The sequence below is a fragment of the Micromonospora sp. WMMD730 genome, from assembly GCF_049178955.1.
GTDB classification, from domain to species: Bacteria; Actinomycetota; Actinomycetes; order Mycobacteriales; family Micromonosporaceae; genus Micromonospora; species Micromonospora wenchangensis.
Map to the genome: position 1 here is coordinate 716,764 of NZ_JBMHML010000002.1, position 26,300 is coordinate 743,063.

Below are 26,300 nucleotides of genomic sequence, written 5' to 3' on the forward strand. Positions count from 1 at the left end.
GCCATGAGCGCGAGGAACGTGGCGCAGCGGAGTCCCGCAGTCGCGGGCGAGCCGTTGTTGCGGGTGCGGGGGTTGACCAAGCACTTCCCGGTCCGCACCGGCCTGCGGTCGCGGGGGCTGGTGCGGGCCGTGGACGGGCTTGACTTCGACGTGCGGCCCGGCGAGACGTTGGGCCTGGTGGGGGAGTCCGGCTGCGGCAAGAGCACCACCGGCCGGATGCTCGTCCGGCTGCTGGAGCCGACCGCCGGGACGATCGAGTTCGCCGGCCGGGACATCACCCACGCCCGCCGGCGTGAGCTGCGTCCACTGCGGCAGGACCTCCAGATCATCTTCCAGGACCCGTACGCCTCGCTGAACCCCCGGCACACCGTCGGGCGGATCGTGGCGATGCCGTTGCAGGTCAACGGGATCGACCCGCCCGGCGGGGTGAAGGCGCGGGTCCGGGAGCTGCTGGAGCTGGTCGGGCTGAACCCGGAGCACTACAACCGCTACCCGCACGAGTTCTCCGGCGGGCAGCGGCAGCGGGTCGGGATCGCCCGCGCGCTGGCCCTGCGGCCGAAGCTGATCGTCGCGGACGAGCCGGTCTCCGCCCTCGACGTCTCGATCCAGGCGCAGGTGGTGAACCTGCTGCGGGACCTGCAACGCGACCTCGGCCTGGCGTTCGTGTTCATCGCGCACGACCTGGCCGTGGTGCGGCACTTCTGCCAGCGGGTCGCGGTCATGTACCTGGGCCGGATCGTGGAGATCGGCGAGCGGGACGACATCTACCGGTCTCCCCGGCACCCGTACACCCGGGCGCTGCTGTCGGCGGTCCCGGAGGTGACCGCGCCGGGTGGGGCGGGACGGATCAGGCTGACCGGGGACGTGCCCACGCCGCTGGACCCGCCGTCGGGCTGCCGGTTCCGGACCCGGTGTCCCCGGGCGCGGGACGTCTGCGCCCGTGAGGAGCCGGCGCTGGTGGTCGACGGCGGCGGCCGGCACGCCACCGCCTGCCACTTCCCGGAGACCGGACCGCCGCCGGCCGGGCCGGGCGGCGCCGTGGTGGGTGCCGGCGCGGATCGGATCGGCGGCGACGCCGAGGAGGTGGCGACATGAGTGTGTCCCCGGTCGATCCGGCGACGCTGGTCGAGGCCGAGACCGCGACGGGTGGCGACCGGCCCGGTTCCGGGTTCGTCGGGCGCTCGCCCGGCCAACTCGCCTGGGCCCGGCTGCGGCGGGACCGGACCGGGCTGGTCAGCGGCGGGATGCTGGTCTTCTTCGTGCTGGTGGCGCTCGCCGTGCCGCTGATCGAGTGGGCGTACGGGACCGGTCCCCGGGAGCAGTTCCAGTCCCGGCTGGACGGGTTCGGGATGCCGCTCGGCTACGCCGGTGGGGTGACCGGGGAACACTGGTTCGGGCTGGAACCGGGGCTGGGCCGGGACATCTTCATCCGGCTGGTGCACGGGCTGCGTACCTCGCTGTTCATCGCCGTGGCGGCGGCGGTGACCACGGCGGCGATCGGTGTCGTGCTGGGCACCGTCGCCGGCTACCTGGGCGGCTGGCTGGACGCGGTGGTCAACTGGGTCACCGACCTGACCCTGGCGATGCCGTTCCTGATCATCGCGTTGGCGTTGACGCCGACCATCGCGCTGCGCTTCTACGGCCAGCGGGAGGAGGTGCCGGCCGCCTTCCAGATCGGGGTGCTGATCGCCATCTTCGCGCTGTTCGGCTGGACGGGCACCGCCCGGCTGGTACGCGGGCAGGTGATCGCGCTGCGTGAGCGGGAGTTCGTGGAGGCGGCGCGGGCCAGCGGCGCGGGACTGGGGCACATGCTGTTCCGGCAACTGCTGCCGAACCTCTGGGCGCCGGTCCTGGTGTCCTTCTCGCTGGCGGTGCCGGCGTACATCACCAGCGAGGCGGCGCTGTCGTTCATCGGCGTCGGGTTGACCGACGCCACCCCCAGCTTCGGCCGGATGATCTACCGCAGCCTGGACTACCTCCAGACCGACCCGGCGTACGTCTTCTTCCCCGGCATCACGATCTTCGCCCTCGTGTTCGCCTTCAACCTCTTCGGTGACGCGCTGCGCGACGCGCTCGACCCGAAGTCGTCCCGGTAGGAGGGCCCGGCGATGGCGCGGTTCCTGGTCAAGCGGCTCTTCTCGGCGGCGTTGACGCTCTTCGCGGTCAGCGTGCTCAGCTTCCTGATGTTCTTCGCCCTGCCCCGCGACCCGGTCACCGGCATGTGCCCCAAGAACTGCAACCCGGAACGGCTGGAGCGGGTCCGTCAGGAGCTGGGCCTGCGCGACCCGCTGATCAGCCAGTACGCCGGCTACATGAAGGGCATCGTGACCGGCCGGGATCTCGGTAGCGCCCAGGGCGGCCGGTGCGACGCACCCTGCCTGGGCTGGTCGTACGTGTCCAACGAGGCGGTCAGCGACACCATCGCCCGGGTGCTGCCGGTGACGTTGAGCATCGTCGTCCCGGCGGCGGTGCTGTGGCTGCTGCTCGGGGTGGGTCTGGGCATGGTCTCGGCGCTGCGCCGGGGCACCTGGCTGGACCGGGCGGCGATCGGCTTCTCGCTGGCCGGGGCATCGTTGCAGCTCTACTTCGTGGGGGCGGTGCTGCTGCTGGTGTTCGTCTACACGCTGCACTGGCTGCCGGTGCCGAGCTACACGCCGTTGTCCGACGACCCGCTGCGGTGGGCCGGCGGGCTGGTGCTGGCCTGGCTGGCGCTGGCGTTCCTGTTCTCCGCGATCTACGCCCGGCTGTCCCGGGCGCAGATGCTGGAGACGCTGTCGGAGGACTTCGTCCGCACCGCGCGGGCCAAGGGCCTGGCCAGACGCACCGTGTACGGGCGGCACGCGCTGCGCGCGGCGATCACGCCGGTGGTGACCATCGCTGGCCTGGACGTCGGCGGTGCGCTCGGCGGCACGGTGATCACCGAGACGACCTTCGGCCTCAACGGCATGGGGCGTACGGCGGTCGACGCGGTGCGCGCCGGTGACCTGCCCACCATCATGGCGACCGTGCTGATCGCGGCGGTCTTCGTGGTGCTGGCGAACGTACTGGTGGACCTGCTGTACGCGGCGATCGACCCCCGGGTGCGGTTGCGCTGACCGGCCCGTCGGACGGTGGAAGTTACCGCAATCTGCTAAACAGTCCGAAGTTTTTCTTCTTGACGATCCCGGACGTCGGCGGTCACCTCCGCCGCTGGCCGGGTGGAGGAGGTAGGAGATGCGACCACGCGCAGCAGCCGCCGTCGGCGGGGCGATCGCCCTGGTGGTGGCGTTGGGGGCCTGCTCGGAGAACACGGGCGAGGGCACCACCGTGGACACCGACCGGCAGCAGACCGGGGTGATCGCCACCGACCCGAAGGATTCCCAGGGCCCCGCCGCCGAGGTCGACGGGGCGACCCGGGGCGGCACCCTCACCATCATCCGGGAGACCCCCATCTCCCACCTGGACCCGCAGCGGACGTACTCGTTCGCCGGCCTGATGGCCAACCCGCTGTTCGCCCGCTACCTGACCACCTGGAAGGACGACGGCAACGGTGGCCTGGTCCTGGTCGGTGACCTGGCGCAGAACCCGGGCAACAACGTGAACAGCGACTGCCGGGTCTGGGAGTTCACCATCAAGGACGGGGTGAAGTTCGAGGACGGCAGCCCGATCACCTCCAAGGAGATCGCGTACGGCATCGCCCGCTCCTTCGACCCGGACCTGACCGGCGGCCCCACCTACCTCCAGGAGTGGCTGGCCGACACCCCGCAGTACGACACGAAGTGGGACTTCCGGAAGAACAAGACGTCGCTGCCGCCGGGGCTGACCACCCCGGATGCGAAGACGCTGCGGTTCGAGTTCGCCAAGCCGCGCTGCGACCTGCCGTTCGCGGTCTCGCTGCCGACCACCGCGCCGCTGCGGCCGGACCAGGACACGGGCGTCAACCTGGACCAGCGGCCGTTCTCCTCCGGGCCGTACAAGATCGCCAAGAACCAGGCCGGGGTGCAGCTCACCCTGGACCGCAACCCGCACTGGGACGCCGCCACCGACCCGGTCCGCCACCAGTACCCGGACCAGTTCGTCTGGACCTTCGGGCCGACCGCCGACGCGGCCGTCAACCGGGTGATCGCCGACAACGGCACCGACCAGAGCGCGCTGGCCTGGAACTACGTGCCCGCCTCGCTGGTCGCCCGGGTCGCCCAGGACCGGGGTCTCAAGTCGCGCAGCGTCCTGTCGCCGACGCCGAGCGCCAACCAGCTCGTCATCAACAACCAGCGGGTCACCGACCTCGCCGTCCGCCGGGCGCTCAACTACGCCATCGACCGCGACGGCCTGGTCAAGGCGCTCGGCGGGCAGACCGTCGCCCAGCCGATGACCACCCTGATGCCGCCGTCCACCATCGGCTACCAGGCGTACGATGCCTACCCGGCCGGTGCCAACGGCGACATCGACAAGGCCAAGGAGCTGCTCGCCGGCAAGACCCCGGAGCTGGTTCTCGGGGTGGCCGACAACACCACCGAGCAGCAGATGGGCACCCAGCTCAAGGCCAACCTGGAACGTGCCGGATTCAGGATCACGCTGCGGAACATCCCGGACGACGCGAAACTCGACGAGATCAAGAAGAAGAACAACCCGTGGGACCTCTACATCGGCAACTGGGCCGCCGACTGGCCCAGCGGCGCGTCGATCCTGCCGGTGCTCTACGACGGCCGCACGATCAAGGCCGAGGGCAACAGCAACCAGGCGTACTTCAACGACCCGGCGGTCAACGCCGAGATCGACCGCATCCAGGCCATGCCCCCGGCCGACCAGGGGCCCGAGTGGGGCAAGCTCGACCGGCGGATCATGACCGAGTACGCCCCGGTGGTGCCGCTCTTCGTGGACGTGGCCTACACGGTGCACGGCTCGAAGGTGGGCGGGGTGTTCATCTCCAGCGTCTTCGGCTACCCCTCCTTCGTCAACGCCCACGTCAAGCAGTGACGTCACACTGAGCCGGAACCGGGCTCCCTCCCGACGCCGATCGGAAGGGAGCCCGTCGGCTCTCGTGGGCACGCTGTGGGGTGTTGGCTGCGCCCGTCAAGGCTCGTACGACTCGTACGAGTTGTACAATTGATGCCATGAGCGAGCCCGCCGCCGAACTGCCGATCTCCGATGCCCGCGACAGTCTTGCGGACGTTGTCTCCCGCGCCCACTACGCCGGGCGGATCACCTACGTCACCCGGCGTGGGCAGCGACTGGCCGCCATCGTCCCCGCCGAGCTGGCCGAGGCGATCGAACGCGCCGAGGATGCCGCCGACGTCGCTGCCGCCCGGGAGGCCCTGGCCCGCATCGACGAAGGCGACACGCCCGTTCCGCTGACCGAACTGCGCCGCGAGTTGGGCCTGTGACCACACCGACCTACACCGTTCACATCGAGCGCGCCGCCGCCAAGCTGCTGCGCAAACTGGACCGCCCCGTGCAGGCGCGCCTGGTCGCCGCTATCGCCGCACTGGCCACCGAGCCGCGCCCTGCTGAAGTCAAGGCACTCACCGGCTATCCCGGGCTGCTCCGAATCCTCGGCAACCATCGCATCGTCTACACGGTCCGCGATCAGGAGTTGATCGTCCTCGTGGTCCACCTCGGTCACCGCAGCGACGTCTACGACACGCTCTGACCGCAGTGCCTACCCTGGCGGGGTGTTGTAGCGGTCGAGCGTCGCCTTGGAGGTCGAGGCGTCCTGGAAGGTCAGCTCCCAGGGGCCGGTGTTGACGTCCATGTCCTTGCCGAACCCGACCCACTTCCCGGCCATCCGTCGACCGGTCGGCTCCACCAGCAGTTGGATGGCGCCGTGGTAGCGGGCTCCCCGGTAGTGGCCGGCGGGGTCGGTCTGCTCCACCCAGGTCCCGGTGACGACGGCACCGTCCACGCTGAGATCCAGCGACAGTGACGATGCCGCCGAGCCGGGCAGGCTGCGCACGGTCAACCGGTCGCCGTGCTGGAGCACCACCACGAAGTGCTGCCCGGCGAAGGATTCGCCGCGACTGCTGGAGTGGTATTGATAGCGGCTGAGCCACACCCCCTCGTGTGACCCGTGCGCGGCGGCTGATCTGGGCGTCGGGGTGGCCAGGTCGGACATGGGCGAGGTGAGGCCGTCGCCGCCGTGCTGGTCGTCGACCGCGTCACCGTCAGGGGACGTGGCGAAGCCGAGCAGTGTGATGGGCAGGCCGGTGACGACCTCCAACGCACGGGCGTACACCGGCCGAGGGGCGGCGGTCATCCCGGACTCCCAGCGTTGGACGAGCCGCTTGTTGGCGTCGTTGGGTTCGCCGGCACGGTGGCCGGCGGCCTGCAGCGCGCGGGCGAAGTCATCCTGGCTCATGCGCATCCTGGTCCGGACGGCACGCAGTGCGATGTTGGGGGCAGCCATACCGTCACGGTACTGTCATGTCGCCCGAATGTCGTCCCCAGCATGACCGTTTTGTCATTCCCTATGGCGTCGTGCGCGGCGACATTCCAGCGTCAAATCCATGTAGTACGCGGTGGCTGAACCTGCCGCCGCGTTGTCGACGGAGGTGGCGATGGAACGTCGGGGCGACGTATCGGCGACGAGCCGGGGTGAGCAGATCGACGCCGCCGAGCGGGAGGCGGCCCGGCAGCGGATTCTGGCGCAGGCCGAGGCGGAGCGGATACCCGTGGAGGAAACGACCCGGGCGGTGCCGGATCGGCGGTGGCGCGGTGAGCGGTGACGCGTTGCCGATCGGTCGACGGGTGGCGTACCTGCGGGTGCGGCGGAAGCTGTCGCAGCAGTCCTTCGCCGACCGGCTCGGCAAGTCGAAGAGCTGGGTGGACAAGGTCGAGCGTGGAATCCGCCCACTGGAACGGGTGTCGACCATCCGCGAGGTCGCGGCGGTACTGCGGGTGGACACCGCGACGCTGCTCGGTCGGGACGCCCAATCCGCCGAGGTGGCCGCGCGCGATACGGGCGTCGCCCGGATCAGAGCGGCGCTGTCGACGTACGAGATGGCTCTTGGTCGGGCGACGGGCCGGGAAGTGATGTCGACGGACCGACTGGAGCGGGCGCTGGGGCACGCGTGGGCGGCGTACCAGCAGGCCCGGTATCCGCGCCTGGTGGAGTTGCTGCCGGGACTGTTGACCGAGGTGCATCGTGCCCACGTGCGGGACCCGAAGACGGGCCGGGTGGCGGTGGTGCAGGCGTACCGGGTGACGGCGGCGCTGCTGGTGAAGCTGGACGAGGGGAGTCTCGCCTGGTTGGCCGCCGATCGGGCGATGTCCGCCGCCACCGGTGACCGGGTGTTGCTGGCGGGCGCGGCGGTGCAGCTCGGTCAGGTGTTGCGGACAGTGGCACGGGCGCGGTCGGTGATGCTGGCCGCCGCGTACCAGATCGCCCCGGTCGATCCCGACCGTGGTACGCAGCAGGAGTGGTCGTTGTGGGGATCGCTGCTGGTGCAGGCCGCGTTGATCGCGGCGCGGACGGGGGACGATCGGGCGGCCGACGGCCTGTTGGACGAGGCCACCGAGATGGCCGCCCGGGTGGGCGACGGTCACGACCATCACCGGACGGGGTTTGGGCCGGCGGCCGTCGAGGCGGGACGGGTCACCGCCGCCGTGGAACTGGGCGACGGCCCGCAGGCGGTCGCCCGGCACGAGGAGGTGATCGGGTGGGACGGGTGGCGCCGGCTGCCGGTCGAGCACCGGGCCGCCTACATGGTCGATGCGGCGCGCGGGTACCTGCTGACCGGCGATCCGGTCGGCGCGGCGCGGGCACTGATCCGCGCCGACCGTGTCGCGCCCGCCGAGGTCCGGCACCGGCCCATGGTGCGGAAGGTGGTCGATCAACTCGCCCGCGACCCGCGCGCTCCCACCACGATCACCCCGCTCGCCGTCAGCCTCGGGCTGCTCTGACGAGGAGCGGTTCTGCCTGCCGGATCGCCCGGCGGCGGCCCCGACCCGGGCAGCGAAGAGCTGCTGACCGGGTCGCGTGGTGGGTCGGCGTTCAGTCGACCCGTAGGGCCAGCAGGGCGCTTTTCAGTTCCTGCTCGACGTACTGCCGGGAATCCTGGTCGGCAACCATCAACAGGTAGCTGTCCTGTCGGACGGGAATCCCCGGCACCGTGAACCGGAACTGGCAGGTGCCGTCGGCGAGCGCGCGGGGGTCGGTCAACCGTCCACCGGCGAATCCGAGGCCGGCGAAGATGACCACCTGGGCACCCTCCCTGACGTCGGCGTGGTCGCCCGTCCCGGCGCAGCCACCATGACCGTCGGTGACGAAGGACCCCCCGTCGCCGAGCAGCACCGTGCCCGAGGCCACGAACGTCTCCCTCGGCAGCCGGTTCGCCGCGACCGGGGTGCGGGCCCTGGTGCTGTTGCCAACGAACATTCCCCCTGCGAGCAGCAGCCCAGCAGCAGCCCCGGCCCACATCCACCCGGGACGACGCCGCGTGGTCCGCTCCGCGTACAACGGCTGCATGTCGTCTCCGGGGTACGGGGCGGGCGGGACCTCCGAAAGTGTGATCGAAGCTGCCCTCTCCCGCAGCCCCGTTCCGACGTTCAGTCGCTTCGTCCACCACCCGACCCCGGGTGATCAAGAGGTTTGCGTCGGATTCCGGCCGCAGGATGACGCGAACCTCTTGATCACCGGGGCAAGGCGGGCGGGGCGTGGCGGGGTGAGTAGGGGCCCTTGGGGTGATGTTGGGGTGCTGACACCGCTACTTCGGTGATGTTGAGTTGATCAAGTGGGGTTTCTCAGCAGGAGGACTGGATGTCGAGGGTGACGGGGACGCTCTGGGTGACGGTGCCGTCCGAGGCGTGCAGGAGCGGGACGTAGTGCCCGATCGGGGCGCTGTGCAGGCGGAACGCGGCCAGGATCTGTACGGTGTGGCCGTCTCCGGACCCGGGCGGGGTGCTCTGCGGGCTGTAGACCTCGGTGCCGGCGGGCATCCCGGTGTAGCCGGCGGTGATCGTCGTCGTCCACGTGCCGTCGAGGACGACGAAGAAGTACAGGGCGCGCGGGTCGTCGGGGGTGGCGCAGATCCGCTGCGGCAGGTCCGTCAGGGTCCAGGTCGACGAGGTGACCGGGGCGGGCGACGCCGCGGCCGGGCTGCCGCCGGCGAGGGCGAGCAGCATCGCGGCCAGTACGGGTGCGGTGATCCGGCGGGCCGTGCGGGAAAACTTCATCATCGGCTCCTTGTTCTCTCCGGCATGACGCGGTCGCCGACCAGAGTGGCAGGGCGATTTCAGAGGGTTCTGAGAAGAACGTCGGAAAGGCCGTCACTGTCGCCCGGCGTCCGGAGACCGGGCCGGCGTCGCCACCCGCGCCGGCCGTCAGGCAGAGATGCAAATCGATTGACCGCCGGTCGGTCGGTCGGGAGAGTGCAGGGCATGGACCCGACGTCGCGCGCCAACCGGACCGCGTGGGAACTGGCCCACCAGGATCGGGTCTGGGCCAACGACCAGATGCTGGCCCAGGCGGCGGCCGGCGTCACGCTCATCCCCAGTGAACGCGCGCTGCTGCGCGACATCCTGGCGACCCGACCGCTGGTGGTCCATCCGCAGAGCGGCAACGGTCAGGACGACATCGCCCTGGTCGACGCCGGTGCCCGGATGGTGATCGGCGTCGACTACAGCGAGCACGCGATCCACGGCGCACGGGGGCGCGCCGATCACCTCGGTGCCGCCTGTCACTACCTGCTCGGGACGGTCCCCGGCGTGCCGCTGCGCGACGGCTGCGTCGACCTCGTCTACACCGGCAAGGGCGCGTTGATCTGGATGCCCGACATCGACGCCTGGGCCGCGGAGATGGCCCGGCTGCTGCGTCCCGGCGGCCACCTGTTCGTCCACGACGGTCACCCGGCCACCGACCTGTGGACCTGGGACCCCGACGAGCCGCGCATCCGACCCGACCGCAGCTACTTCGGCCGCTCGTTCGTGTGCGCCGACGACAGTTTCCCGGCCCACGGGGCGGTGATGTGGCAGTGGACGCTCGGCCGGATCGTCACCGCCGTGGTCACCGCCGGCCTGGAGATCCGGCAGCTCGACGAGTACGCGGAGCCGTTCTGGCGGATGGGCGACGTCGACGCGGCGGCCTTCCGGGGCCGCCTGCCGAACGCGTTCGCCCTGCTGGCCCGCCGCCCCACCGCCGGCTGACCCGCCCGGCCGGCGGTCCGGTGCCGGCTGACCCGCCCGGCCGGCGGTCCGGTGCCGGCTGACCCGGCCGGCCGGCGGCCCGGCGACCCCCCGACCTGGTCCGGCGGGACGGTCCCGCCACGGCTCAGCCCAGGTGGGTGCGGAGGAAGTCGAGTTCCAGGCGGAGCAGGCGTTCGGACAGCCCTCCGGCCGCCATGTGGGTGGCCCCGGTCAGCGGCAGCACCGCGTGCGGCCGGCCGGTCGACAGCAGCGCCGCCGACAGCCGCAGCGTGTGCGCGGCCACCACGTTGTCGTCGACCATGCCGTGCACCAGCAGCAGCGGCCGGGCCGGTTCGCCGGGATGCAGCGGCTCCGCCGCCAGCTCCACCAGCGAGTGGTGCCCGTACACGTCGATGCCGTCGTCGGGCAGGCCGAGGTAGCGCTCGGTGTACGCGGTGTCGTACAGCGTCCAGTCGCTGACCGGGGCACCGGCGATGCCGCACCGGAACAGCTCCGGATGGCGCAGCACCGCCAGCCCGGCCAGCCAGCCGCCGAACGACCACCCCCGGATCGCCACCCGCGCAAGGTCCAGGTCGGGGTGCTTGCCGGCGAGCGCGGTCAACGCGTCCACCTGGTCGGTCAGGATCACGTCGGCCACCCGCCGGTGGATCGCCTTCTCGAACGACGGCGCCACGCCCGGCGTACCCCGGTTGTCGACGGTGACCACGGCGAACCCGGAGTCCGCCCACCACTGCCGTTCCAGCCAGGCTGACCGGGCGGCCACCACCTCCTGGTGGCCGGGGCCGCCGTAGACGTCCAGCAGCACCGGCAACCGGGTGCCCTTGACGTGCTCGGACGGGTAGAGCACCGCCGTCGGTAACCGTCTGTCGGTCACCCGGACCAGCATCGGCCGGGGTGCCGAGGAGGGGGTGGCGGCCAGCGACCGCAGCCGGGCCACCTCGCCGTCGCCGCGCCACACCGACCAGGTCGTCCCCGCGTCGTCGAGCGAGGCGGTGCCGACGACCAGGGTGTCCCCGCCGACCGCCGCCGTGTGCCAGCCGGGGGTGCTGCTCATCCGGCGGGCGTCCACCCCACCACCGATCGCCGTACGGACCCGGTAGAGGTGCCGTTGGCTCGGTTCACCCTCGCTCGCCTCCACCAGCAGGTCGGCCGGGCCGGGGCCGGAGGGCAGCCGGCCCACCACCCGCCGCACGTACAGCGAGGGCGGGGTGAGCAGGGTGCCGTCGGCGAACAGGCAGCGGGCGTCGTACCCGTCGTGGGCCAGTTCGCCGCCGACCAGCACCCGGCCGTCGGGAAGGTGCGCCGGGGTGCCCGGGATCGGCTCCACCCAGCGCGGGTCGGCCAGCTCGGCGTGCACCTGCGTCTCCCCGGTACGCGGGTCCACCGCCAGCACCAGGCCGTGCTGCTGCGACCGGCGCAGCACGGTGATCAGCGGGTTGCCGTCGGCCCAGTCGACCGACGCCAGGTACGGGTAGGTCTCCCGGTCCCAGTGCACGTCGACCCAGCCGTCGTCCAGGTCGAGCAGGTGCAGGCTGACCTCGGCGTTCGGCCCACCCGCCCGGGGGTACGCGACGGTGGTCGGCGGGGTCGCCGGGTCCGCCGGGTCGTGCAGGTGCCAACGGGGCAGCCGGGACTCGTCGACCCGGGCGGCGAGCACCATCCGTCCGTCCGGGGCCCACCAGTAGCCCCGGAACCGGCCGAACTCCTCCGCCGCGACGTGCTCGGCGAGCCCCCAGGTCACCCCGCCGTCCTCACCGGCCAGCAGGGAGTCGGTGCCGTCCGGGGCGACCACCCGCAGCTCGCCCCGGCGTACCCCGTCGGCGGCGTCGGTCACGTACGCCACCCGCTGCCCGGTCGGGTCGGGCCGGGGGTCGATCACCGGCCCGACGGTGGTCACCTCGATCACGTCGCCGTGCACCAGGTCGGCCCGGAACAACCGGCCGGCCAGCGCGAACACCGCCACCCGGCCCGCGCCGTCCAGCGCGTACGAGCCGATGCCGGCGGCGGTGAGCCGGCGACGTTCGCGCAACGCCCGCTCGCCCGGGGCCAGCGCCGTCGGGTCGGCGTCCTCGCCGAGCAGCATGGCCGGGTCGGCGATCAGCCGTTCCTCGGCGGAGGCGGTCTCCAGCGCCCAGAGCGCGTCGGCCGGATCCTCCGGGCCGCCCGAGCGGAGAAAGACCACCCGGGAACCGTCGTCTGCCACGGAAACGGCGCGCGGCGCTCCGTGGCTGAACCGACGGGTACGGGCGGCCAGCTCGGGAAAGTCCACAACCCGGATCGTAGAGCCGGGCCGGGCGTGATGTGGCCTACCTGCCTGGACGCGTACGCCCCGGGGCCCGGGGACCGCCGGTTAGAGTGACGGTCGTGACGACGCTGCCCGACCGACGCCTGCTGCTGGTCCACGCGCACCCCGACGACGAGTCCATCGGCACCGGGTCGACGATGGCGCACTATGCCGCTGCCGGGGCCCACGTCACGCTGGTGACCTGCACCCTCGGCGAGGAGGGCGAGATCCACGTGCCGGCGCTGGCGCAGCTCGCCGCCGCCGAGGCCGACCAGCTCGGCGGGTTCCGGATCGGTGAACTGGCCGCCGCCTGCGACGCGCTCGGCGTCACCGACCACCGGTTCCTCGGCGGCGCGGGCCGCTACCGGGACTCGGGGATGATGGGCATGCCCACCAACGGGCACCCCCGGGCGTTCTGGGCGGCCGACCTCGACGAGGCCGCCGGGCAGCTCCTGGCGGTGATCCGGGAGGTCCGCCCGCAGGTCATGGTCACCTACGATCCGAACGGCTTCTACGGGCACCCGGACCACATCCAGGCGCACCGGGTGGCGATGCGCGCGCACGAGCTGGCCGGCGCGGAGGGCATCGCCCCGGCCAAGGTCTACTGGACGGCGATGCCGCGTAGCGTCCTGGAGGCCGGGATGAGCCACTTCACCGAGTCGTCGGACAACCCCTTCGCCGCCATCGACAGCGTCGACGACCTGCCGTTCGGCACCCCCGACGACCAGATCGCCGCCCGGATCGACGGCACCGACCAGCACGCCGCCAAGGAGGCGGCGATGCGGGCGCACGCCACCCAGATCCCGGCCAACTCCTGGTTGTACGCGATCGCCGGCAACTTCGGCGCGGAGTTCATGGGCGTGGAGTACTTCACGCTGGCGGTGGGGGAGAAGGGCCCCGGCACCGGCCGGTACGGCTGGGAGAGCGACCTGTTCGCCGGGATCGACCCGGACCCGGCGGACCTGCCGGGCGACCGGCCCGACCCGGCGGCCGGACGGCCGGTCGCGGCGGCGCGCCCGCCGCAGCGGCACGCCCCGGCGGCGGGTGACGCGTCGGCGGCCACGGCGACGGCCGGGCTCCGGTGACCCTGCCCGCCACGCCGATGCCGGTCGTCGAGGAGGAGACCGCCGCCGTCCCGCCGCCGCCCGGCTGGACGGCCCACCTGCTCGACGTCGTGCTGCGGGTGGTCGGTGGGCTGGTCGCCGTGGTCGGTGGGGTGCTCACCGCCGTGATCGGGCTGCTGCTGTCCACCGTCCGGGCCGGCGGGCAGCTGATCGGGGTGTCGGTGGTGGTCACCATCCTGGGGGCGATCGCGGTGAGCTGGTTCGCGTACGCCACGGTCGGCCGCAGGTGGGCGGTGGCGTTGCCGGCGCTGCCGTGGTTCGTGTTGATGGCGGTGGCGGCGGTGCGGACCGCCGAGGGTGACCTGTTGGTCGCCGGGGACAACTGGGTCGGGCTGGCGATGATCACCACCGGGGCGATGACGTTCGCGGTGATGGCGTTCCGGCAGATGCTCAGCCCGCAGCCGCGCCGCCACGACGGGTGATGACGACACACAGCCTGCGGTGGTAGATATTCCTGCCAGGAGACCCGCCGACGGGGCGGGTGGTACGGCGGGAGGCGTGTGATGACGCAGCGGTGGCGGGTGGTCGGGGTACTCGCGGCGGCCCTGTTCGCGGTCAACGTGGTGGCCCGGGTGATCATCAAACTCGGCTTCGACGGGAACGACACCGCCGCCGACCGGGTCTCGCTGGGCATGTTCGTCGTGGTCGGGCTGATCCTGGCCGGGGTGGTGTTCACCTGGGGTAAGGCTGTTCCGGCGGCGCGGTGGGGTGCCGACGTGTCCGCCGCGGTGGCCGTGGCGCTGCTGCTGACGGTGCTCGTCGGCCCGCTGCTGGTCGGGAACAATCCGTTCGGTGGGGGTGCGGGGCTGTTCTTCGCCCAGATCTGGCTCTACCTCGTCGCTGCGGCGGCCGGCGTGGCGCTCGGCTACCTGGTGCTGATCACGCTCGGCCGGGACCACCGCTCGCAGCAACTGCGGCGGTACGCCGAGCGCAACGTGGGCAAGCCGCGTCGGGTGGTCCGGCGCTGACCGCCGCCCGCCGGGCTTGATCAACTCAACGGGGCGTAGGTAGCGGTGTCCGGACCGATGGGATACCGCAACCTCGGCCCACCCGGCCATGCGGCCGACCCGGGTCAGCCCGGCGGGGCGACCCGGGTCAGGTAGGTGTGGTGGGTGGTGAAGCCGAGCTTGCGGTAGAGCGCCACCGCCCCGGTGTTGCGCTGCTCCACCTGCAGGAAGGCGTGCGTGGCCCCCTCGGCCGCGCCCCATGCGGCCAGGGCCCGGACCACCCGGGCGGCCAGCCCCTGCCGGCGTGCCGACGGGGTCACCTCGATCAGGCTGAGCCCCAGCCAGCGGCCCTGCCCGGTGACCGTGCCCCGGCCCGTCGCCAGCAGCGTGCCGTCGGCGTACACCTGGGCGAAGCGGACCCGGGCCACGGCGGTGAGGATGTGCCGGGCGGAGTCGGGCAGGCCGCCCTTGCGCCCGGCGGCGACCGCGAGCCACTCCTCGGACGGCGCGACGTCGAGCACCACGGCCGGGCCGTCAGCGTCCCGGTCCGCGCCGCCCGGGGCCGGGCCACCCTCCTGGGACACGCGGTGCGGGTCGGAGAGCAGGGTGGCCACGGGGACGGTCTGGACCAGGGTCAGCGGACGGGCGGTCCAACCCCGGGCGTCCAGTTCGGCGCCGACCGGCACGGCCAGCGGCAACGGCGTGTTGACCATGGCGGGTTGGCCGTGTCCGGCGTACCAGCGTTCGATGGCGTCGACCGCCGCCGGCAGCGGCCGGTCCGGGTCGCCCACCGGCAGGGCCGAGTTGGCGCGTCCGGTCCAGCCGTCGGCGGAACGCAGCAGCCAGTCGCCGAGCCGGCCGCGTACCGGCGCGGGCCACGCCTCGTCGGCCGCGAGTTCCAGCTCGACCACGGCCGAGGCGGTCGGCCGGCGGGTGGGCGGCACCCGCTTGGCCCGGTGCACCTCGGCCACCGGCACCCGGAGCCGACCCTGGGCGGTGGCGATGGTGAGATGGGTCTCGCTCAGCTCGACAAGCTCGCCGAGGGCGTCCGAGAAGAGGGGCCGGCCCTCACGAATCCCCACAATGCGGCGAACCACGATCCGGTGTCCCACATCCTGCTGTCGGAGCACGATCGACCTCCTCCCCGGCGAGATACTAGGCTCTTAGCGTCGCGGGTGATCGCGGCGAGTCTTGCGGAGGAGAAGACCGGTGACCTACATCATCGCCGAGCCGTGCGTGGATGTGCTCGACAAGGCATGCATCGAGGAATGCCCGGTCGACTGCATTTACGAGGGCAACCGGATGCTCTACATCCACCCCGACGAATGCGTCGACTGTGGTGCCTGTGAGCCGGTCTGCCCGGTGGAGGCCATCTTCTACGAGGACGACGTCCCCGAGCAGTGGAAGGACTACACGGGCGCCAACTACGAGTTCTTCGAGGACCTGGGCTCGCCGGGCGGTGCGTCGAAGATCGGCAAGGTGGAGAAGGACGCGACGTTCGTCGCCGGCCAGCCGCCGCGCGGCGAGGGCCACTGAACCGGCCCGCCGCCGTGACACCGGGGGTACCGGCCGGGCCCGCAGCGGCACCGGCCGGGGCCGCGCCGGAGCGCCCGGCCGGGCTCGCCCCGGCGTCGCCGGGTCGGCCCGTGCCGGTGTCGGCCCGGTTGCCCGAGTTCACCTGGGACACCCTGGACGCCGCGGCCACCCTGGCCGCGGCGCACCCGGACGGCCTGATCAACCTCTCCATGGGCACGCCTGTCGACCCGGTGCCCCCGGTGATCCGGCAGGCCCTGGCCGACGCGTCCGACGCGCCGGGTTACCCGCTGACAGCGGGCACCCCGGCGCTGCGGCAGGCCGTCGCCGGCTGGGTGGCGCGCACCTGCGCCGCCGGTGTCGACGGGCTCGGGGTGCTGCCGACGATCGGTTCCAAGGAACTGGTCGCCTGGCTGCCCACCCTGCTCGGGATCGGCCCCGGCGACGTGGTCGTGGTGCCCACGATCGCCTATCCGACATACGAGGACGGCGCCCGGCTGGCCGGTGCCACGGTCGTCCGTGCCGACGCGCTGACCGCGGTCGGCCCCACCTCACGGGTACGCCTGGTCTGGGTCAACTCGCCCGGCAACCCGACCGGTCGGGTGCTGCCCGCCGCCCACCTGCGCAAGGTGGTCGACTGGGCGCGGGAGCGCGGTGCCGTGGTGGCCAGCGACGAGTGCTACCTCCCACTGGGGTGGACTGCCGACGCCGCCCCGGTGTCGGTGCTCGCGCCGGAGGTCTGCGGTGGCTCGTACGACTCGGTGCTGGCGGTGCACTCGCTGTCCAAGCGGTCCAACCTGGCCGGCTACCGGGCCGGGTTCGTCGCCGGTGACCCGGCGCTCGTCGCCGAGCTGCTGAAGATCCGCAAGCACGCCGGCATGATCGTCCCGGCGCCGGTGCAGGCCGCCATGGTGGCCGCGCTCGGCGACCAGGCGCACGCCGACGAGCAGCGGGAACGCTACCGGGCCCGGCGGGAGACGCTGCTCGCCGCGTTCACCGGGGCGGGGTTCCGGCTGGAGCACTCCGAGGCGGGCCTCTACCTCTGGCTCACCCGCGACGAGGACTGCTGGGACACCGTCGACTGGCTGGCCCGCCGGGGCATCCTGGTCGCCGCCGGGGCCTTCTACGGCCCGGCCGGGCAGCGGCACGTGCGGGTGGCGCTCACCGGGTCCGACGCGCACGTCGCGGCGGTCGCGCAGCGGCTCGCCCAGCCGTAGGACGCCTGCGGTGGGTGAGGACGTCGGCCGGCTCCGGGTCGCCGTGGTGGGCACCGGCCTGATCGGCGGGTCGATCCTGCTGCGCCTGCACGAGGCGGGCGTCCGGGTGGCCGGCTGGGACCCGGACCCGGCGACCCGGGCCGAGGGCCGTCGCCGGGGGATCGACTTCCCCGACGACCTCGGCGACGCGGTCCGCGACCGGGACGTGGTGTTCCTCGCCGGCCCGCTGCCCAGCCTGCCGGAGACCCTGCTCACGGTGGCGGGGCTGACCGGTGACCGGTGCATCGTCACCGACGTGGGCAGCACCAAGGAGGCCGTCGCCGGCTTCGCCGGGGCACACGGGTTGACCGGCCGGTTCGTCCCTGGGCACCCGATGGCCGGCACCGAACGGGCCGGGCTCACCGCCGCCCAGGCCGGCCTGTTCGCCGACGCGGCCTGGGTGCTCTGCCCGAGCGCCGACGGGCTGGTGCCGTTCCGGACGCTGGTCGGGCTGGTGGTCGACGTCTTCGGCGCGCACGTCGTACCGATGTCACCGCAGGTGCACGACCGGGTCGTGGCGCTGTCCTCGCACGTACCGCACCTGCTGGCCGGCGGTCTGGCCGGGGCCGCCGCCGACTCGACGGTGCGCGACGCGGTGGTCCGGCTCGCGGCCGGCAGCTTCCGCGACGGCACCCGGGTGGCGACCACCCCGGCCCGGCGGACCGCCGCCATGCTGCTGGCCAACCGGGACCAGGTGCTGCGGCAGTTGGCCGAGGTGCGGGCCACGCTCGACGCGCTCGCCGAGGCGGTCCGCGACGAGGACCTGCCCACGCTGGTGGCCCACTACGAGCGGGCCGGCGCGGTGCGGGCGGCCGGGTCGGGCCGGGAACAGCCCGTCCGCCGGGCGTTCGACCTCGACGCCGACCCCGCCGGGGAGTTGGCGTTCGTCCGGTCGGTCGGCGAGTCCGGCGGGCACCTGACCGGCTGCGCGGTGGCGCGGGGGACGGTGACGTACACCGGGCTGCGGCCGGCCTGACCGTGCGGTTACCGGCGGCACGCCGGCCGCGCCGCTAGGGTGGGGTGCGTGGCGGACGGACCGGTGGTGGCGGTGCGCGGTGAGGCGTACCGGGAGGTGCCGCCCGAACTGGCCCGCTTCGAGGTCACCGCGACGGCCCGGGAACGCGACCGCCAGGTCGCGCTGGCCCGGCTCGCCGAGCGGGCCGCCGCCGTCCGGGTGCTGCTCGACGAGCACGAGCCGGCAGTCGACCGCCGGGAGGCCGGTGAGCTGCGGGTCCGTCCCGAGACGAACCGTTCCGGCGAACGGGTCGTCGGCTACCTGGGCAGCGTCTCCACCACGGTCACCGTCACCGACTTCGGTTCCCTGGCCGAGCTGATGCTGCGGCTGGCCGAGCAGGACCACGTCGAGGTGGCCGGCCCGTGGTGGTCGTTGCGCCCGGACAGCCCGGCCCACCGGGAGGCCCGGCACGCGGCGATCGCCGACGCGCTGCGCCGGGCCCGGGAGTACGCCGAGGCGCTCGGCGCGCGGGTGACCGCACTGTTGGAGCTGGCCGACACCGACGAGGGCTCCGGCATGGGCGGGGCGATGTTCGCCCGCCAGGCCCGCCAGGGTGGACCGCCGGAGCTGGACCTGGACCCCCGCCCGCAGTCGGTGCACGCGGTGGTGCGGGCCCGGTTCACCATCAGCGAGCCGGTCCTGACCTGATGCCCGGGGCGCGTCCGTTCTCCCTCGACGACCTGGTGGCCAGGGCCCGGTCGCTCGCCGACGCCGGCCCCCGGCAACTGCTGGGCATCGCCGGCGCGCCCGGGGCGGGCAAGTCCACCCTGGCCGAGCGGATCGTCGCGGCGGTCGGCCCGAGTGCCCGGCTGGTGCCGATGGACGGCTTCCACCTCGCCCAGGCGGAGCTGGTCCGGTTGGGCCGGGCCGACCGTAAGGGCGCGGTCGACACCTTCGACGCCAACGGGTACGTGTCGTTGCTGCGCCGGTTGCGCCGGCTGGAGCCGACCGCCGTCTACGCGCCGCTGTTCCGCCGTGACCTGGAGGAGGCGGTGGCCGGGGCGGTGGAGGTGCCGCCCTCGGTCCGGCTGGTGGTGACCGAGGGCAACTACCTGCTGCTCGCCGACCCGCCCTGGGACGAGGTGCGGTCGCTGCTGCACGAGGCGTGGTTCCTCGACCTGGACGCCGGGGCCCGGCTGCGCCGGCTGGTGGCCCGGCACGTGGCGTACGGGCGGTCGCCGGAGGCGGCGCAGGCCTGGGCGTACGGCAGCGACGAGGCGAACGCCGCCGTGGTGGCGGGCACCGCCGACCGGGCCGACCTGGTGATCCGGTCAACCGACCCGGGGTGACGGGACGGTACGCCGCAGCAGCCGGGCCACCAGGGCCCGTTCCTGGTGGAACTCCCACGCCTCCGGGTAGCCGCTGTGGTTGCGGATCGGCGGGTCGGCGACCTCGCCCCCGCTGGGGTGCAGCGCCTCCGGGTCGGTCACCGGCACGTCCCGTTCCCCGGCGTTGACCTGCCAGCCGAGCGGGTCGGTGTCCCGCCAGAAGTTGGTCCACGCGACGTGGCCGGAGGGCCAGGTCAGGGCGTCGGCGAGCACCCGGAGCCGGGTCGGGCCGAAGTAGGCGGGGAAGACCCGCCCGTAGAGCCGGGTGAGTTGGCACCCGTACGACAGGAACCAGATCCGTCGCCGCCACCGGGTCGGCAGTTGGAGCAGGGTCGCCGCGCAGATCACCGTGCCCTGGCTGTGCCCGGAGAGGATCACCCCGTCCATCCGGCGGGGGTCGCGCTCGGTCAGCGCCAGCAGGCCGGCGATCCGGGTCTGCAGCTCGGGGACGGCGCGTTCGGCGTAGCTGGGTGGGGCGAGCGGGTGCGCGGCGCGCGGCCAGAAGGTGCCGACGTCCCAGAGCACCCCGACGCTGCGCCGGACGGTGTCGTTGCGGTAGACGAGCATGCCGAGACCGGCGACCACCAGCGGCAACCAGCCCAGCAGGGTGTCGCCGAGGTCGGCGGCGGTGTGCACCAGCCCGGGCCAGCCCGACGCGCCGGCCGGTGCCGGGCGGGTCCGGGTCAGCGCCGCCACGCAGGACAGCGTCACCAGTACCGCCGCGATGGTGGCGTAGCAGCCGACCAGTCGTACCGCGTGCTCGCCGACCAGGCGGTGCAGCGCGCGGAAGGTGCTGACGTGCCGGCAGCGACGCAGGTCGTGCGCGGACAGGGCCTGCCCGGCGGTGGTGAGCCGGTGGTATTCGACGCGGCGCAGCCGGTGGAAGAGCACCCCGGCGCGGATCAGCGTGCCGAGCAGGGCGGCGGTGGCGACGGTGAAGGCCAGCCCGGCCCAGATCACCGGCAGGGGCGGCACGATCGGGGAGAACCCGCTGGGTGAGGCGGCCCCGTTGAGCCGGTCGGTGACCCAGTAGAGCAGGCCGGCGCAGTAGGCGATGGCCATCATCCAGCCGAAGCCGGCGATCACGGCGGCCCCGCGTCCGCCCCAGGCGACGTCGGTGTGCACACCCAGCGGTTGCTGGCTGGCGTCGTTGCCGGTGCGGGGCAGCAGTAGTCCGGCTGCGGCGAGCGCGATGGCCGGGGCGGCGAGCATCCAGATCCGCAGCCCGTCGGGGGCGTCGGGGACGCCGGGGAGCCGGCCGTCGAGCCAGGCCGTGCCGAGGGGCAGCAGCACGGCGGCGGTGCCGGGGACGGGCAGCGCGCGGCGGCCGGAGCGGGTGACCGTGCCGATGGCGATCAGCAGCAGCACCTGGTAGGCGGCGAGCCAGGCGACCAGCCCGTCGTAGCCGGGCAGCGAGTGGTCGACGCGGCAGCCGGCCCCGCCGGGGTCGCGGGTGCAGCCGGCCGGGGGTCGGAACTGCGCGAGCGGGGTGCCGGCGGGGCCGTCCGGTAGCAGCAGGAGGGTGAAGGTGCCGGCCAGCGCGAAGCCGGTGAGCACCCCGACGGCGAGGCTCCACCGGCCGAGCGGGGCGGCCCCGCCGCGGCGGGTCAGCCAGGGGCGGCCCACTGCCACCACCGCGATCACCACGACCGTGACCAGGGCGGTGACGGTGGGGACGGCGACCACGGCCCGGACGCCCCGGGCCGGGTCCAGCACCAGCACCGCGCCGACGGGCACCGCCGCGGCGAGCGCCGCGCCGACGCACAGGTGCAGCACGGCGGCCCGGCGAAGCTGCCCCTCCCCGCACCAGAAGGTGGGGTCCTGCAACGGGTTGGCCGGCTCGGGCGCCGGTTCGCCCGGGTGTTCCCCGTCGCCCGCCGGGGGGCGGGGTTCGGCGGGCATCTCGGCCTCGTACTGGTAGGTGCGCCAGGAGACGACGCCGAGTACCAGCAGCATCGCCAACGGCAGCAGCAGGCCGACGGCGAGCGCGTGGGCGTCCGCGCGCCACCAGCCCCGGCCGAGGAACTCCCACGGGCCGGGCAGTTGCCGCAGGCACTCCTGGTCGACGCACTGCCAGGCGATCAGGTCGACCCCGATACCGGTGGCGGCGAGCACCAGGGTGCCGGTGAGGCTGAGGCAGAACAGCCGGATCAGCCAGGCGGTGATGCCGGAGCGGCTGCCCCAGCGTTCGGTGTCCGGGTCGGGCGGGATGCCGGGTCGGGCGTACAGGGCGACGTTGGCCAGGGTGAACGGCAGCAGCAGCGTCCACAGGGCGCGTTCGACGTCCCGCGCGGTCCGCGCCCCGGAGGTCAACTGCCCCCAGCTGTACGCCTCGACGACGACGGGGTCGTCGGGGCCGGAGTCGCTGGCGCGGTAGAAGCCGGTGACGTCGCCGCCGGAGACGAGCCGGGGTGGCGGGCGGGTGCCGGTCGGGTCGGCGAGGCCGAGGATCTGGTCGGGCGGGGTGTTGGACACGCCGTGTACCCGGAGTTCGAGTACCCGCTCGGCCATCGGTGCTCCCTGGTGACGAAGTCACTACCCAGAGTGCATCGGAATTTGCCGTTCGCCTATGGTTGCGTCGGTGTTTTCGCAGCTCAAGCTGTTATTGCAGGGTGCGAATCACCCGGGCGGGGTTACCCACGGCGACCACGTTGGGGGGTAGGTCGCGGGTGACCACCGCGCCCGCGCCGACCACCGTGTTCTCCCCGACGGTCACTCCGGCCAGGATGATCACTCCGCCGCCGAGCCAGACGTTGTCCCCGATGGTGATCGGTTGGGCGGCCTCCCACTTGTCCCTGCGGGCCCGGGCCTCGACGGGGTGGGTGGCGGTGAGCAGCTGCACGTTCGGTCCGATCTGGACGTCCGCGCCGATGGTGATCCGGGCGACGTCGAGCAGGACGGCGTTGAAGTTGACGAAGCTGCGGTCCCCGAGGTGGGTCTGCCAGCCGTAGTCGCAGTGCAGTGGTGGGCGTACCCAGGCGTCCTCGCCGACGCTGCCGAGCAGGTCGCGCAGGGCGGCGAGCCGGCCCTGCGGGTCGTCGGCGGGGCTGCGGTTGAAGCGTTCGACCAGTCGTGCGGCGCGGTCGAGGTCCGCGACGATCTCGGGATCGTCGGCGACGTACGGCTCGCCGGCGAGCATGCGTTCCCTCATGGACGTCACCAGGTGATCGTCGCCGATCGGACGGGCGGACGGAGTGGAATCGGGTCGGTCGTGTCTCGGCAATGTGTCCGGACGGTCATCCCTCGGACTTCTTTTTACATACTGAGTATGTAATTCTGGGGCATCGATGTGACTCCGGTCATCTCGATGGCTCATGTAGGTAAACGTCCCAGCAGGAGGTTCCGTTGCACCGAAGCAGAAGAACCGCGGCCGGCGGGCTGGTGCTCGCCCTGGCCCTCGGTCTGCCGGCGACGGGCGCGCACGCCGCGCCCGCCGGCCCCGCCGCGCCCCGGCCCGCCACGCCGACCGCCGGCTCCAGCACCGTCACCCTGATCACCGGGGACCAGGTCACCGTCACCCGCACCGGCGGCGCGGCCGTGCGCCCCGGCGTCGGCCGGGAACACCAGCAGTTCCTGGTCCGCCGCGAACGCGGCCACCTCTCCGTGGTGCCCCGCGACGCGGTGCCGCTGGTGCGCTCCGGGCAGGTCGACAAGCGGCTGTTCGACGTCACCGGCCTGATCGCCGCCCGCTACGACGACGCCCACCGCGACAACCTGCCGCTGCTGGTGTCGTACCGCGAGGGGCAGGCCCGGCGCGGCGCGGCCGCGCTGCCGGGCACCCGGGTGACCCGCGACCTGCCGGCGATCCAGGGCGCGGCACTGACCGCCGGCAAGTCCTCGACCGGCGCGGTCTGGTCCACGCTTACCGGCGGCGACGCCGGAGCCCGGCTCGACGCGGCAGGGGGCGTCGAGCGGATCTGGCTGGACGGTCGGCGGGCGCTCTCCCTCGACCACAGCGTGCCCCAGATCGGCGCGCCCACCGCCTGGGCGGCCGGCTGGACCGGCAAGGGGGTGACCGTCGCGGTGCTGGACACCGGCATCGACGCCACCCACCCGGACCTCGCCGGCAAGGTGACCGAGGCCCGCAACTTCAGCGACCTGCCCGACCAGCGGGACATCGTCGGGCACGGCACCCACGTCGCCTCCACCATCGCCGGCAGCGGTGCCGCCTCCGGCGGGAAGTACAGGGGCGTCGCGCCGGACGCCACGCTGCTCGACGGCAAGGTCTGCGAGGAGTTCGGCTGCGCCGAGTCGGCGATCCTGGCCGGCATGCAGTGGGCCACCACCGAGAAGAAGGCCGCCGTGGTCAACATGAGCCTCGGTGGCGGCGACACCCCCGAGGTCGACCCGCTGGAGGAGGCCGTCCAGACGCTGACCGCCCAGACCGGCAGCCTCTTCGTCATCGCCGCCGGCAACGACGGCTCGGACGGCTCGGTCGGCTCGCCGTCCACCGCCGACGCCGCGCTCGCCGTCGGCGCGGTCGACCGGGACGACGAACTCGCCGACTTCTCCAGCCGGGGCCCCCGGGTCGGCGACGACGCGCTCAAGCCCGACATCACCGCCCCCGGCGTCGACATCGTGGCCGCCCGCTCCGCCGACGGCCAGATCGGCGACCCGGTCGGCACGAAGTACGTCGCGCTCTCCGGCACCTCGATGGCCACCCCGCACGTGGCCGGCTCGGTGGCGCTGCTCGCCCAGCAGCACCCCGGCTGGAAGGCCGGGCAGCTCAAGGCGACCCTGATGGCCGCCGCGAAGCCGCACCCGACGCAGACCGCCTACGAGCAGGGCGCCGGCCGGGTGGACCTGACCCGGGCGATCACCGAGCAGGTCACCACCGACCCGGTCAGCGTCTCGTTCGGCCGGGCCCTGTGGCCGCACGGCGACGACGCCCCGATCACCCGGACCGTCGCCTGGCACAACGGCGGCACCACGCCGCTCACCCTCGACCTGACCGTCGAGGTGAAGGGACCGGGCGGGGCCGCCGCGCCGGCCGGCATGTTCACCCTCGGCGTCAACCGGATCACCGTCCCGGCGGGCGGCCGGGCCGAGACCACCGTCACCGCGAACACCCGGCTCGGCGTCGACGGCTACTGGACCGGCCGGGTGGTGGCCCGCTCCGGCGGCACCGTCGCGGTGACCCCGCTGGCCGTGCACCGGGAGGTGGAGAGCTACACCGTCACGCTCACCCACCTCGACCGCAGCGGCAAGCCGGGCGGCGACTACTCGACCGCCCTGGTCGACCTCACCGACGGCGACGTGCGCGACGTGTTCGAGGCCGACGGCATCGTCGAACTCCGGGTCCCCAAGGGCAGGTACGGGCTGAGCAGCGTCTTCTTCGAGCCGGGCCCGGACGAGGAGTCGGGCGGCCTGGGCATGCTCGCCCAGCCGGAACTGGTGGTCGACGGGGATACCGCGGTCACCGTCGACCTGCGGAAGGCCAAGCCGGTACGGATGACCGTCCCGCAGGCCGACGCCAAGGTCGCCCTGGTCGACATCAGCGCCAACTACCTGCTGCCCGACGACGGCAGCTTCGGCTTCGGCATCGTCTCCTTCGACACCTTCGACGGGCTGTCCACCGGCCAACTCGGCAAGGCGGTGTCGGCCGACGAGTTCGTCGCCACCTTCAACAGCCAGTGGGCCGACCGGGAGGCCGAGTCCAGCCCCTACCTGTACGCGCTGGGCGAGGTCGTGCCGGGCAAGCTGCCCAGCGGCCTGGTACGCGACTACCGGCGGGGCGACCTGGCCACGGTGGTGCACAAGTTCCGTGACCCGTACCCGAAGATGGAAGCCGAACGGCTGGTCTTCCCGGACAGCGGCTACAACCTCGGCGGCTGGGCGGTCGTCCTGCCCACCGACCTGCCCGGCCAGCGCACCGAGCACTACAGCACCAAGCGGATGCGCTGGGAGTCCGAGCTGGACTTCGGCGTCCGTGACCCGGAGGCGGGCTGGATCGACGTCCAGGCGATCCTGCTGAGTCCGCCCACCAAGTACCAGGCCGGCCGGCGGGTCACCGAGACCTGGGGGGCCGCGCCGCTCGGGCCGTCCCTGCCCGCCCCGCGCTGGCCGGGGGACGGCGTCACCCGGATCGAGGACACCATCCTGGTGAGCGTGGCGCTGCACGCCGACGCGGCCGGGCACCCCGGCGGGTCACTGACCGACAGCGCCCGTACCGCGCTGTGGCGCAACGGCACCCTGGTGGAGGAGACCGACAACCCGGGGTACGGCGAGTTCACCGTGCCGAAGGCGGCCGGCGACTACAAGCTGACCGTCGCGGCCGACCGGAGCCTCACCGACCTCGGCACCGAGGTGGAGGCGAGCTGGACGTTCCGCTCCGGGCACGTGGCCGGTGACACGCCGAAGCCGCTGCCGCTGTCGGAGATCCGGTTCACCCCGCAGCTGAGGGTCGACAACACCGCCCCGGCCGGGCAGGTCTTCGCCGTTCCCGTGCAGGTACGGCGGCAGCCGGGTGCCGGCACCGCCAAGCTGGCGAAGCTCAGCGTCGACGTGTCGTACGACGGGGGGAAGACCTGGCGGCGGGCGACCGTGGTGAAGGTGCCGGGCCAGGGCACGGTGGCGCTGGTCAAGCACCCGACGGGGGCCGGGTACGCGTCCCTGCGGGCGACCGCCCGGGACACCGAGGGCAACACCGCGAGCACCCGGATCATCCAGGCGTACCGCCTGAGGTGATCAGACG

The 26,300-nt window shown here is 73.3% G+C and carries 25 protein-coding genes; 18 read left to right on the plus strand and 7 right to left on the minus strand.

The window, feature by feature from the left end; all coding sequences use genetic code 11:
- Positions 1-3 precede the first annotated feature (3 nt).
- The 6 genes from ACN265_RS03370 to ACN265_RS03395 all read left to right on the plus strand — a co-directional run bounded on the left by ACN265_RS03370 (position 4) and on the right by ACN265_RS03395 (position 5,629).
- Positions 4-1,095: an ABC transporter ATP-binding protein gene (locus ACN265_RS03370; protein WP_421405990.1), complete on the plus strand. Its 1,092-nt coding sequence runs from the start codon at positions 4-6 to the stop codon at positions 1,093-1,095.
- Positions 1,092-2,096 carry an ABC transporter permease gene (locus ACN265_RS03375; protein ID WP_421405991.1) on the plus strand — a complete coding sequence of 335 codons (1,005 nt, stop codon included), beginning with the start codon at positions 1,092-1,094 and terminating at the stop codon, positions 2,094-2,096. Before ACN265_RS03370 ends, ACN265_RS03375 begins: the two co-directional genes overlap by 4 nt.
- 12 nt (positions 2,097-2,108) lie before the next feature.
- The gene (locus ACN265_RS03380) at positions 2,109-3,095 is read left to right on the plus strand and encodes an ABC transporter permease (protein WP_420115627.1); all 987 of its coding nucleotides are present in this window, start codon (positions 2,109-2,111) and stop codon (positions 3,093-3,095) included.
- A 118-nt stretch (positions 3,096-3,213) separates the two neighbouring features.
- Positions 3,214-4,956, plus strand: a complete 1,743-nt coding sequence (locus ACN265_RS03385; RefSeq protein WP_421405992.1) for an ABC transporter substrate-binding protein — start codon at positions 3,214-3,216, stop codon at positions 4,954-4,956.
- Positions 4,957-5,093: 137 nt separating this feature from the next.
- On the plus strand, positions 5,094-5,363 hold the full coding sequence (locus tag ACN265_RS03390; protein ID WP_420115625.1) for a type II toxin-antitoxin system prevent-host-death family antitoxin: 270 nt from the start codon (positions 5,094-5,096) through the stop codon (positions 5,361-5,363).
- Between the two features lie 23 nt (positions 5,364-5,386).
- Positions 5,387-5,629, plus strand: a complete 243-nt coding sequence (locus tag ACN265_RS03395; protein ID WP_421411341.1) for a type II toxin-antitoxin system RelE family toxin — start codon at positions 5,387-5,389, stop codon at positions 5,627-5,629.
- Positions 5,630-5,638: 9 nt separating this feature from the next.
- On the opposite strand, the gene ACN265_RS03400 is transcribed toward ACN265_RS03395, so the two are convergent.
- Positions 5,639-6,382, minus strand: coding sequence for a helix-turn-helix domain-containing protein (locus ACN265_RS03400; RefSeq protein WP_421405993.1), 744 nt, complete (start codon positions 6,380-6,382; stop codon positions 5,639-5,641).
- A 112-nt stretch (positions 6,383-6,494) separates the two neighbouring features.
- Here ACN265_RS03400 and ACN265_RS03405 point away from each other — a divergent pair, with 112 nt between their 5' ends.
- Both ACN265_RS03405 and ACN265_RS03410 read left to right on the plus strand, forming a co-directional pair.
- Entirely contained in the window at positions 6,495-6,701 is a 207-nt protein-coding gene (locus ACN265_RS03405; RefSeq protein ID WP_421405994.1) for a hypothetical protein, read from the plus strand.
- Positions 6,691-7,878 (plus strand): helix-turn-helix domain-containing protein, encoded by a 1,188-nt coding sequence (locus ACN265_RS03410; RefSeq protein WP_421405995.1) that lies wholly within the window; start codon positions 6,691-6,693, stop codon positions 7,876-7,878. Before ACN265_RS03405 ends, ACN265_RS03410 begins: the two co-directional genes overlap by 11 nt.
- 91 nt (positions 7,879-7,969) lie before the next feature.
- On the opposite strand, the gene ACN265_RS03415 is transcribed toward ACN265_RS03410, so the two are convergent.
- Complete coding sequence (locus tag ACN265_RS03415) at positions 7,970-8,353, minus strand: hypothetical protein (protein WP_421405996.1); 384 nt, start codon at positions 8,351-8,353, stop codon at positions 7,970-7,972.
- A 365-nt stretch (positions 8,354-8,718) separates the two neighbouring features.
- Positions 8,719-9,150 (minus strand): DUF5980 family protein, encoded by a 432-nt coding sequence (locus ACN265_RS03420; RefSeq protein ID WP_421405997.1) that lies wholly within the window; start codon positions 9,148-9,150, stop codon positions 8,719-8,721.
- Positions 9,151-9,354: 204 nt separating this feature from the next.
- Between ACN265_RS03420 and ACN265_RS03425 the strand changes: the two genes are divergently transcribed.
- The gene (locus tag ACN265_RS03425; RefSeq protein ID WP_421405998.1) at positions 9,355-10,119 is read left to right on the plus strand and encodes a class I SAM-dependent methyltransferase; all 765 of its coding nucleotides are present in this window, start codon (positions 9,355-9,357) and stop codon (positions 10,117-10,119) included.
- Between the two features lie 124 nt (positions 10,120-10,243).
- On the opposite strand, the gene ACN265_RS03430 is transcribed toward ACN265_RS03425, so the two are convergent.
- Positions 10,244-12,388 carry a S9 family peptidase gene (locus tag ACN265_RS03430; protein WP_204926754.1) on the minus strand — a complete coding sequence of 715 codons (2,145 nt, stop codon included), beginning with the start codon at positions 12,386-12,388 and terminating at the stop codon, positions 10,244-10,246.
- A gap of 86 nt (positions 12,389-12,474) precedes the next feature.
- Between ACN265_RS03430 and mshB the strand changes: the two genes are divergently transcribed.
- The 3 genes from mshB to ACN265_RS03445 all read left to right on the plus strand — a co-directional run bounded on the left by mshB (position 12,475) and on the right by ACN265_RS03445 (position 14,495).
- Positions 12,475-13,488, plus strand: a complete 1,014-nt coding sequence (gene mshB / locus ACN265_RS03435; RefSeq protein WP_421406000.1) for an N-acetyl-1-D-myo-inositol-2-amino-2-deoxy-alpha-D-glucopyranoside deacetylase — start codon at positions 12,475-12,477, stop codon at positions 13,486-13,488.
- A 17-nt stretch (positions 13,489-13,505) separates the two neighbouring features.
- On the plus strand, positions 13,506-13,949 hold the full coding sequence (locus tag ACN265_RS03440; protein ID WP_420118117.1) for a hypothetical protein: 444 nt from the start codon (positions 13,506-13,508) through the stop codon (positions 13,947-13,949).
- Between the two features lie 81 nt (positions 13,950-14,030).
- Positions 14,031-14,495 (plus strand): hypothetical protein, encoded by a 465-nt coding sequence (locus ACN265_RS03445; protein WP_420118116.1) that lies wholly within the window; start codon positions 14,031-14,033, stop codon positions 14,493-14,495.
- A 104-nt stretch (positions 14,496-14,599) separates the two neighbouring features.
- Here ACN265_RS03445 and ACN265_RS03450 read toward each other — a convergent pair whose 3' ends face one another.
- Positions 14,600-15,604: a GNAT family N-acetyltransferase gene (locus tag ACN265_RS03450; RefSeq protein WP_421406002.1), complete on the minus strand. Its 1,005-nt coding sequence runs from the start codon at positions 15,602-15,604 to the stop codon at positions 14,600-14,602.
- A 79-nt stretch (positions 15,605-15,683) separates the two neighbouring features.
- Between ACN265_RS03450 and fdxA the strand changes: the two genes are divergently transcribed.
- The 5 genes from fdxA to ACN265_RS03475 all read left to right on the plus strand — a co-directional run bounded on the left by fdxA (position 15,684) and on the right by ACN265_RS03475 (position 19,567).
- Complete coding sequence (gene fdxA, locus ACN265_RS03455) at positions 15,684-16,010, plus strand: ferredoxin (RefSeq protein ID WP_007072862.1); 327 nt, start codon at positions 15,684-15,686, stop codon at positions 16,008-16,010.
- A gap of 110 nt (positions 16,011-16,120) precedes the next feature.
- On the plus strand, positions 16,121-17,224 hold the full coding sequence (gene dapC, locus ACN265_RS03460) for a succinyldiaminopimelate transaminase (RefSeq protein WP_421406003.1): 1,104 nt from the start codon (positions 16,121-16,123) through the stop codon (positions 17,222-17,224).
- A 10-nt stretch (positions 17,225-17,234) separates the two neighbouring features.
- The gene (locus ACN265_RS03465) at positions 17,235-18,239 is read left to right on the plus strand and encodes a prephenate dehydrogenase (RefSeq protein WP_421406004.1); all 1,005 of its coding nucleotides are present in this window, start codon (positions 17,235-17,237) and stop codon (positions 18,237-18,239) included.
- 48 nt (positions 18,240-18,287) lie between these two features.
- Entirely contained in the window at positions 18,288-18,926 is a 639-nt protein-coding gene (locus ACN265_RS03470) for an SIMPL domain-containing protein (protein WP_421406005.1), read from the plus strand.
- Entirely contained in the window at positions 18,926-19,567 is a 642-nt protein-coding gene (locus tag ACN265_RS03475) for a nucleoside/nucleotide kinase family protein (protein WP_357929659.1), read from the plus strand. The genes ACN265_RS03470 and ACN265_RS03475 overlap by 1 nt, the downstream gene beginning before the upstream one ends.
- Here the strand turns inward: ACN265_RS03475 and ACN265_RS03480 are convergent.
- Both ACN265_RS03480 and ACN265_RS03485 read right to left on the minus strand, forming a co-directional pair.
- On the minus strand, positions 19,550-22,117 hold the full coding sequence (locus tag ACN265_RS03480; RefSeq protein ID WP_421406006.1) for a hypothetical protein: 2,568 nt from the start codon (positions 22,115-22,117) through the stop codon (positions 19,550-19,552). The two genes, ACN265_RS03475 and ACN265_RS03480, sit on opposite strands and share 18 nt — an antisense overlap.
- A 91-nt stretch (positions 22,118-22,208) precedes the next feature.
- Positions 22,209-22,766 carry a sugar O-acetyltransferase gene (locus tag ACN265_RS03485; RefSeq protein WP_421406007.1) on the minus strand — a complete coding sequence of 186 codons (558 nt, stop codon included), beginning with the start codon at positions 22,764-22,766 and terminating at the stop codon, positions 22,209-22,211.
- Positions 22,767-22,951: 185 nt separating this feature from the next.
- Between ACN265_RS03485 and ACN265_RS03490 the strand changes: the two genes are divergently transcribed.
- Positions 22,952-26,293, plus strand: a complete 3,342-nt coding sequence (locus ACN265_RS03490) for a S8 family serine peptidase (RefSeq protein ID WP_421406009.1) — start codon at positions 22,952-22,954, stop codon at positions 26,291-26,293.
- The last annotated feature ends 7 nt before the right edge of the window (positions 26,294-26,300 follow it).

Excerpts from the sequence above, each read along its gene's own strand:
- ACN265_RS03370 (WP_421405990.1), top strand. The coding sequence starts at position 4 with ATGAGCGCGAGGAACGTGGCGCAGCGGAGTCCCGCAGTCGCGGGCGAG.
- ACN265_RS03375 (WP_421405991.1), top strand. The coding sequence starts at position 1,092 with ATGAGTGTGTCCCCGGTCGATCCGGCGACGCTGGTCGAGGCCGAGACC.
- ACN265_RS03380 (WP_420115627.1), top strand. The coding sequence starts at position 2,109 with ATGGCGCGGTTCCTGGTCAAGCGGCTCTTCTCGGCGGCGTTGACGCTC.
- ACN265_RS03385 (WP_421405992.1), top strand. The coding sequence starts at position 3,214 with ATGCGACCACGCGCAGCAGCCGCCGTCGGCGGGGCGATCGCCCTGGTG.
- ACN265_RS03390 (WP_420115625.1), top strand. The coding sequence starts at position 5,094 with ATGAGCGAGCCCGCCGCCGAACTGCCGATCTCCGATGCCCGCGACAGT.
- ACN265_RS03400 (WP_421405993.1), bottom strand. The coding sequence starts at position 6,382 with ATGGCTGCCCCCAACATCGCACTGCGTGCCGTCCGGACCAGGATGCGC.
- ACN265_RS03415 (WP_421405996.1), bottom strand. The coding sequence starts at position 8,353 with ATGTTCGTTGGCAACAGCACCAGGGCCCGCACCCCGGTCGCGGCGAAC.
- ACN265_RS03420 (WP_421405997.1), bottom strand. The coding sequence starts at position 9,150 with ATGAAGTTTTCCCGCACGGCCCGCCGGATCACCGCACCCGTACTGGCC.
- ACN265_RS03425 (WP_421405998.1), top strand. The coding sequence starts at position 9,355 with ATGGACCCGACGTCGCGCGCCAACCGGACCGCGTGGGAACTGGCCCAC.
- ACN265_RS03440 (WP_420118117.1), top strand. The coding sequence starts at position 13,506 with ATGCCGGTCGTCGAGGAGGAGACCGCCGCCGTCCCGCCGCCGCCCGGC.
- ACN265_RS03445 (WP_420118116.1), top strand. The coding sequence starts at position 14,031 with ATGACGCAGCGGTGGCGGGTGGTCGGGGTACTCGCGGCGGCCCTGTTC.
- ACN265_RS03475 (WP_357929659.1), top strand. The coding sequence starts at position 18,926 with ATGCCCGGGGCGCGTCCGTTCTCCCTCGACGACCTGGTGGCCAGGGCC.
- ACN265_RS03480 (WP_421406006.1), bottom strand. The coding sequence starts at position 22,117 with ATGGCCGAGCGGGTACTCGAACTCCGGGTACACGGCGTGTCCAACACC.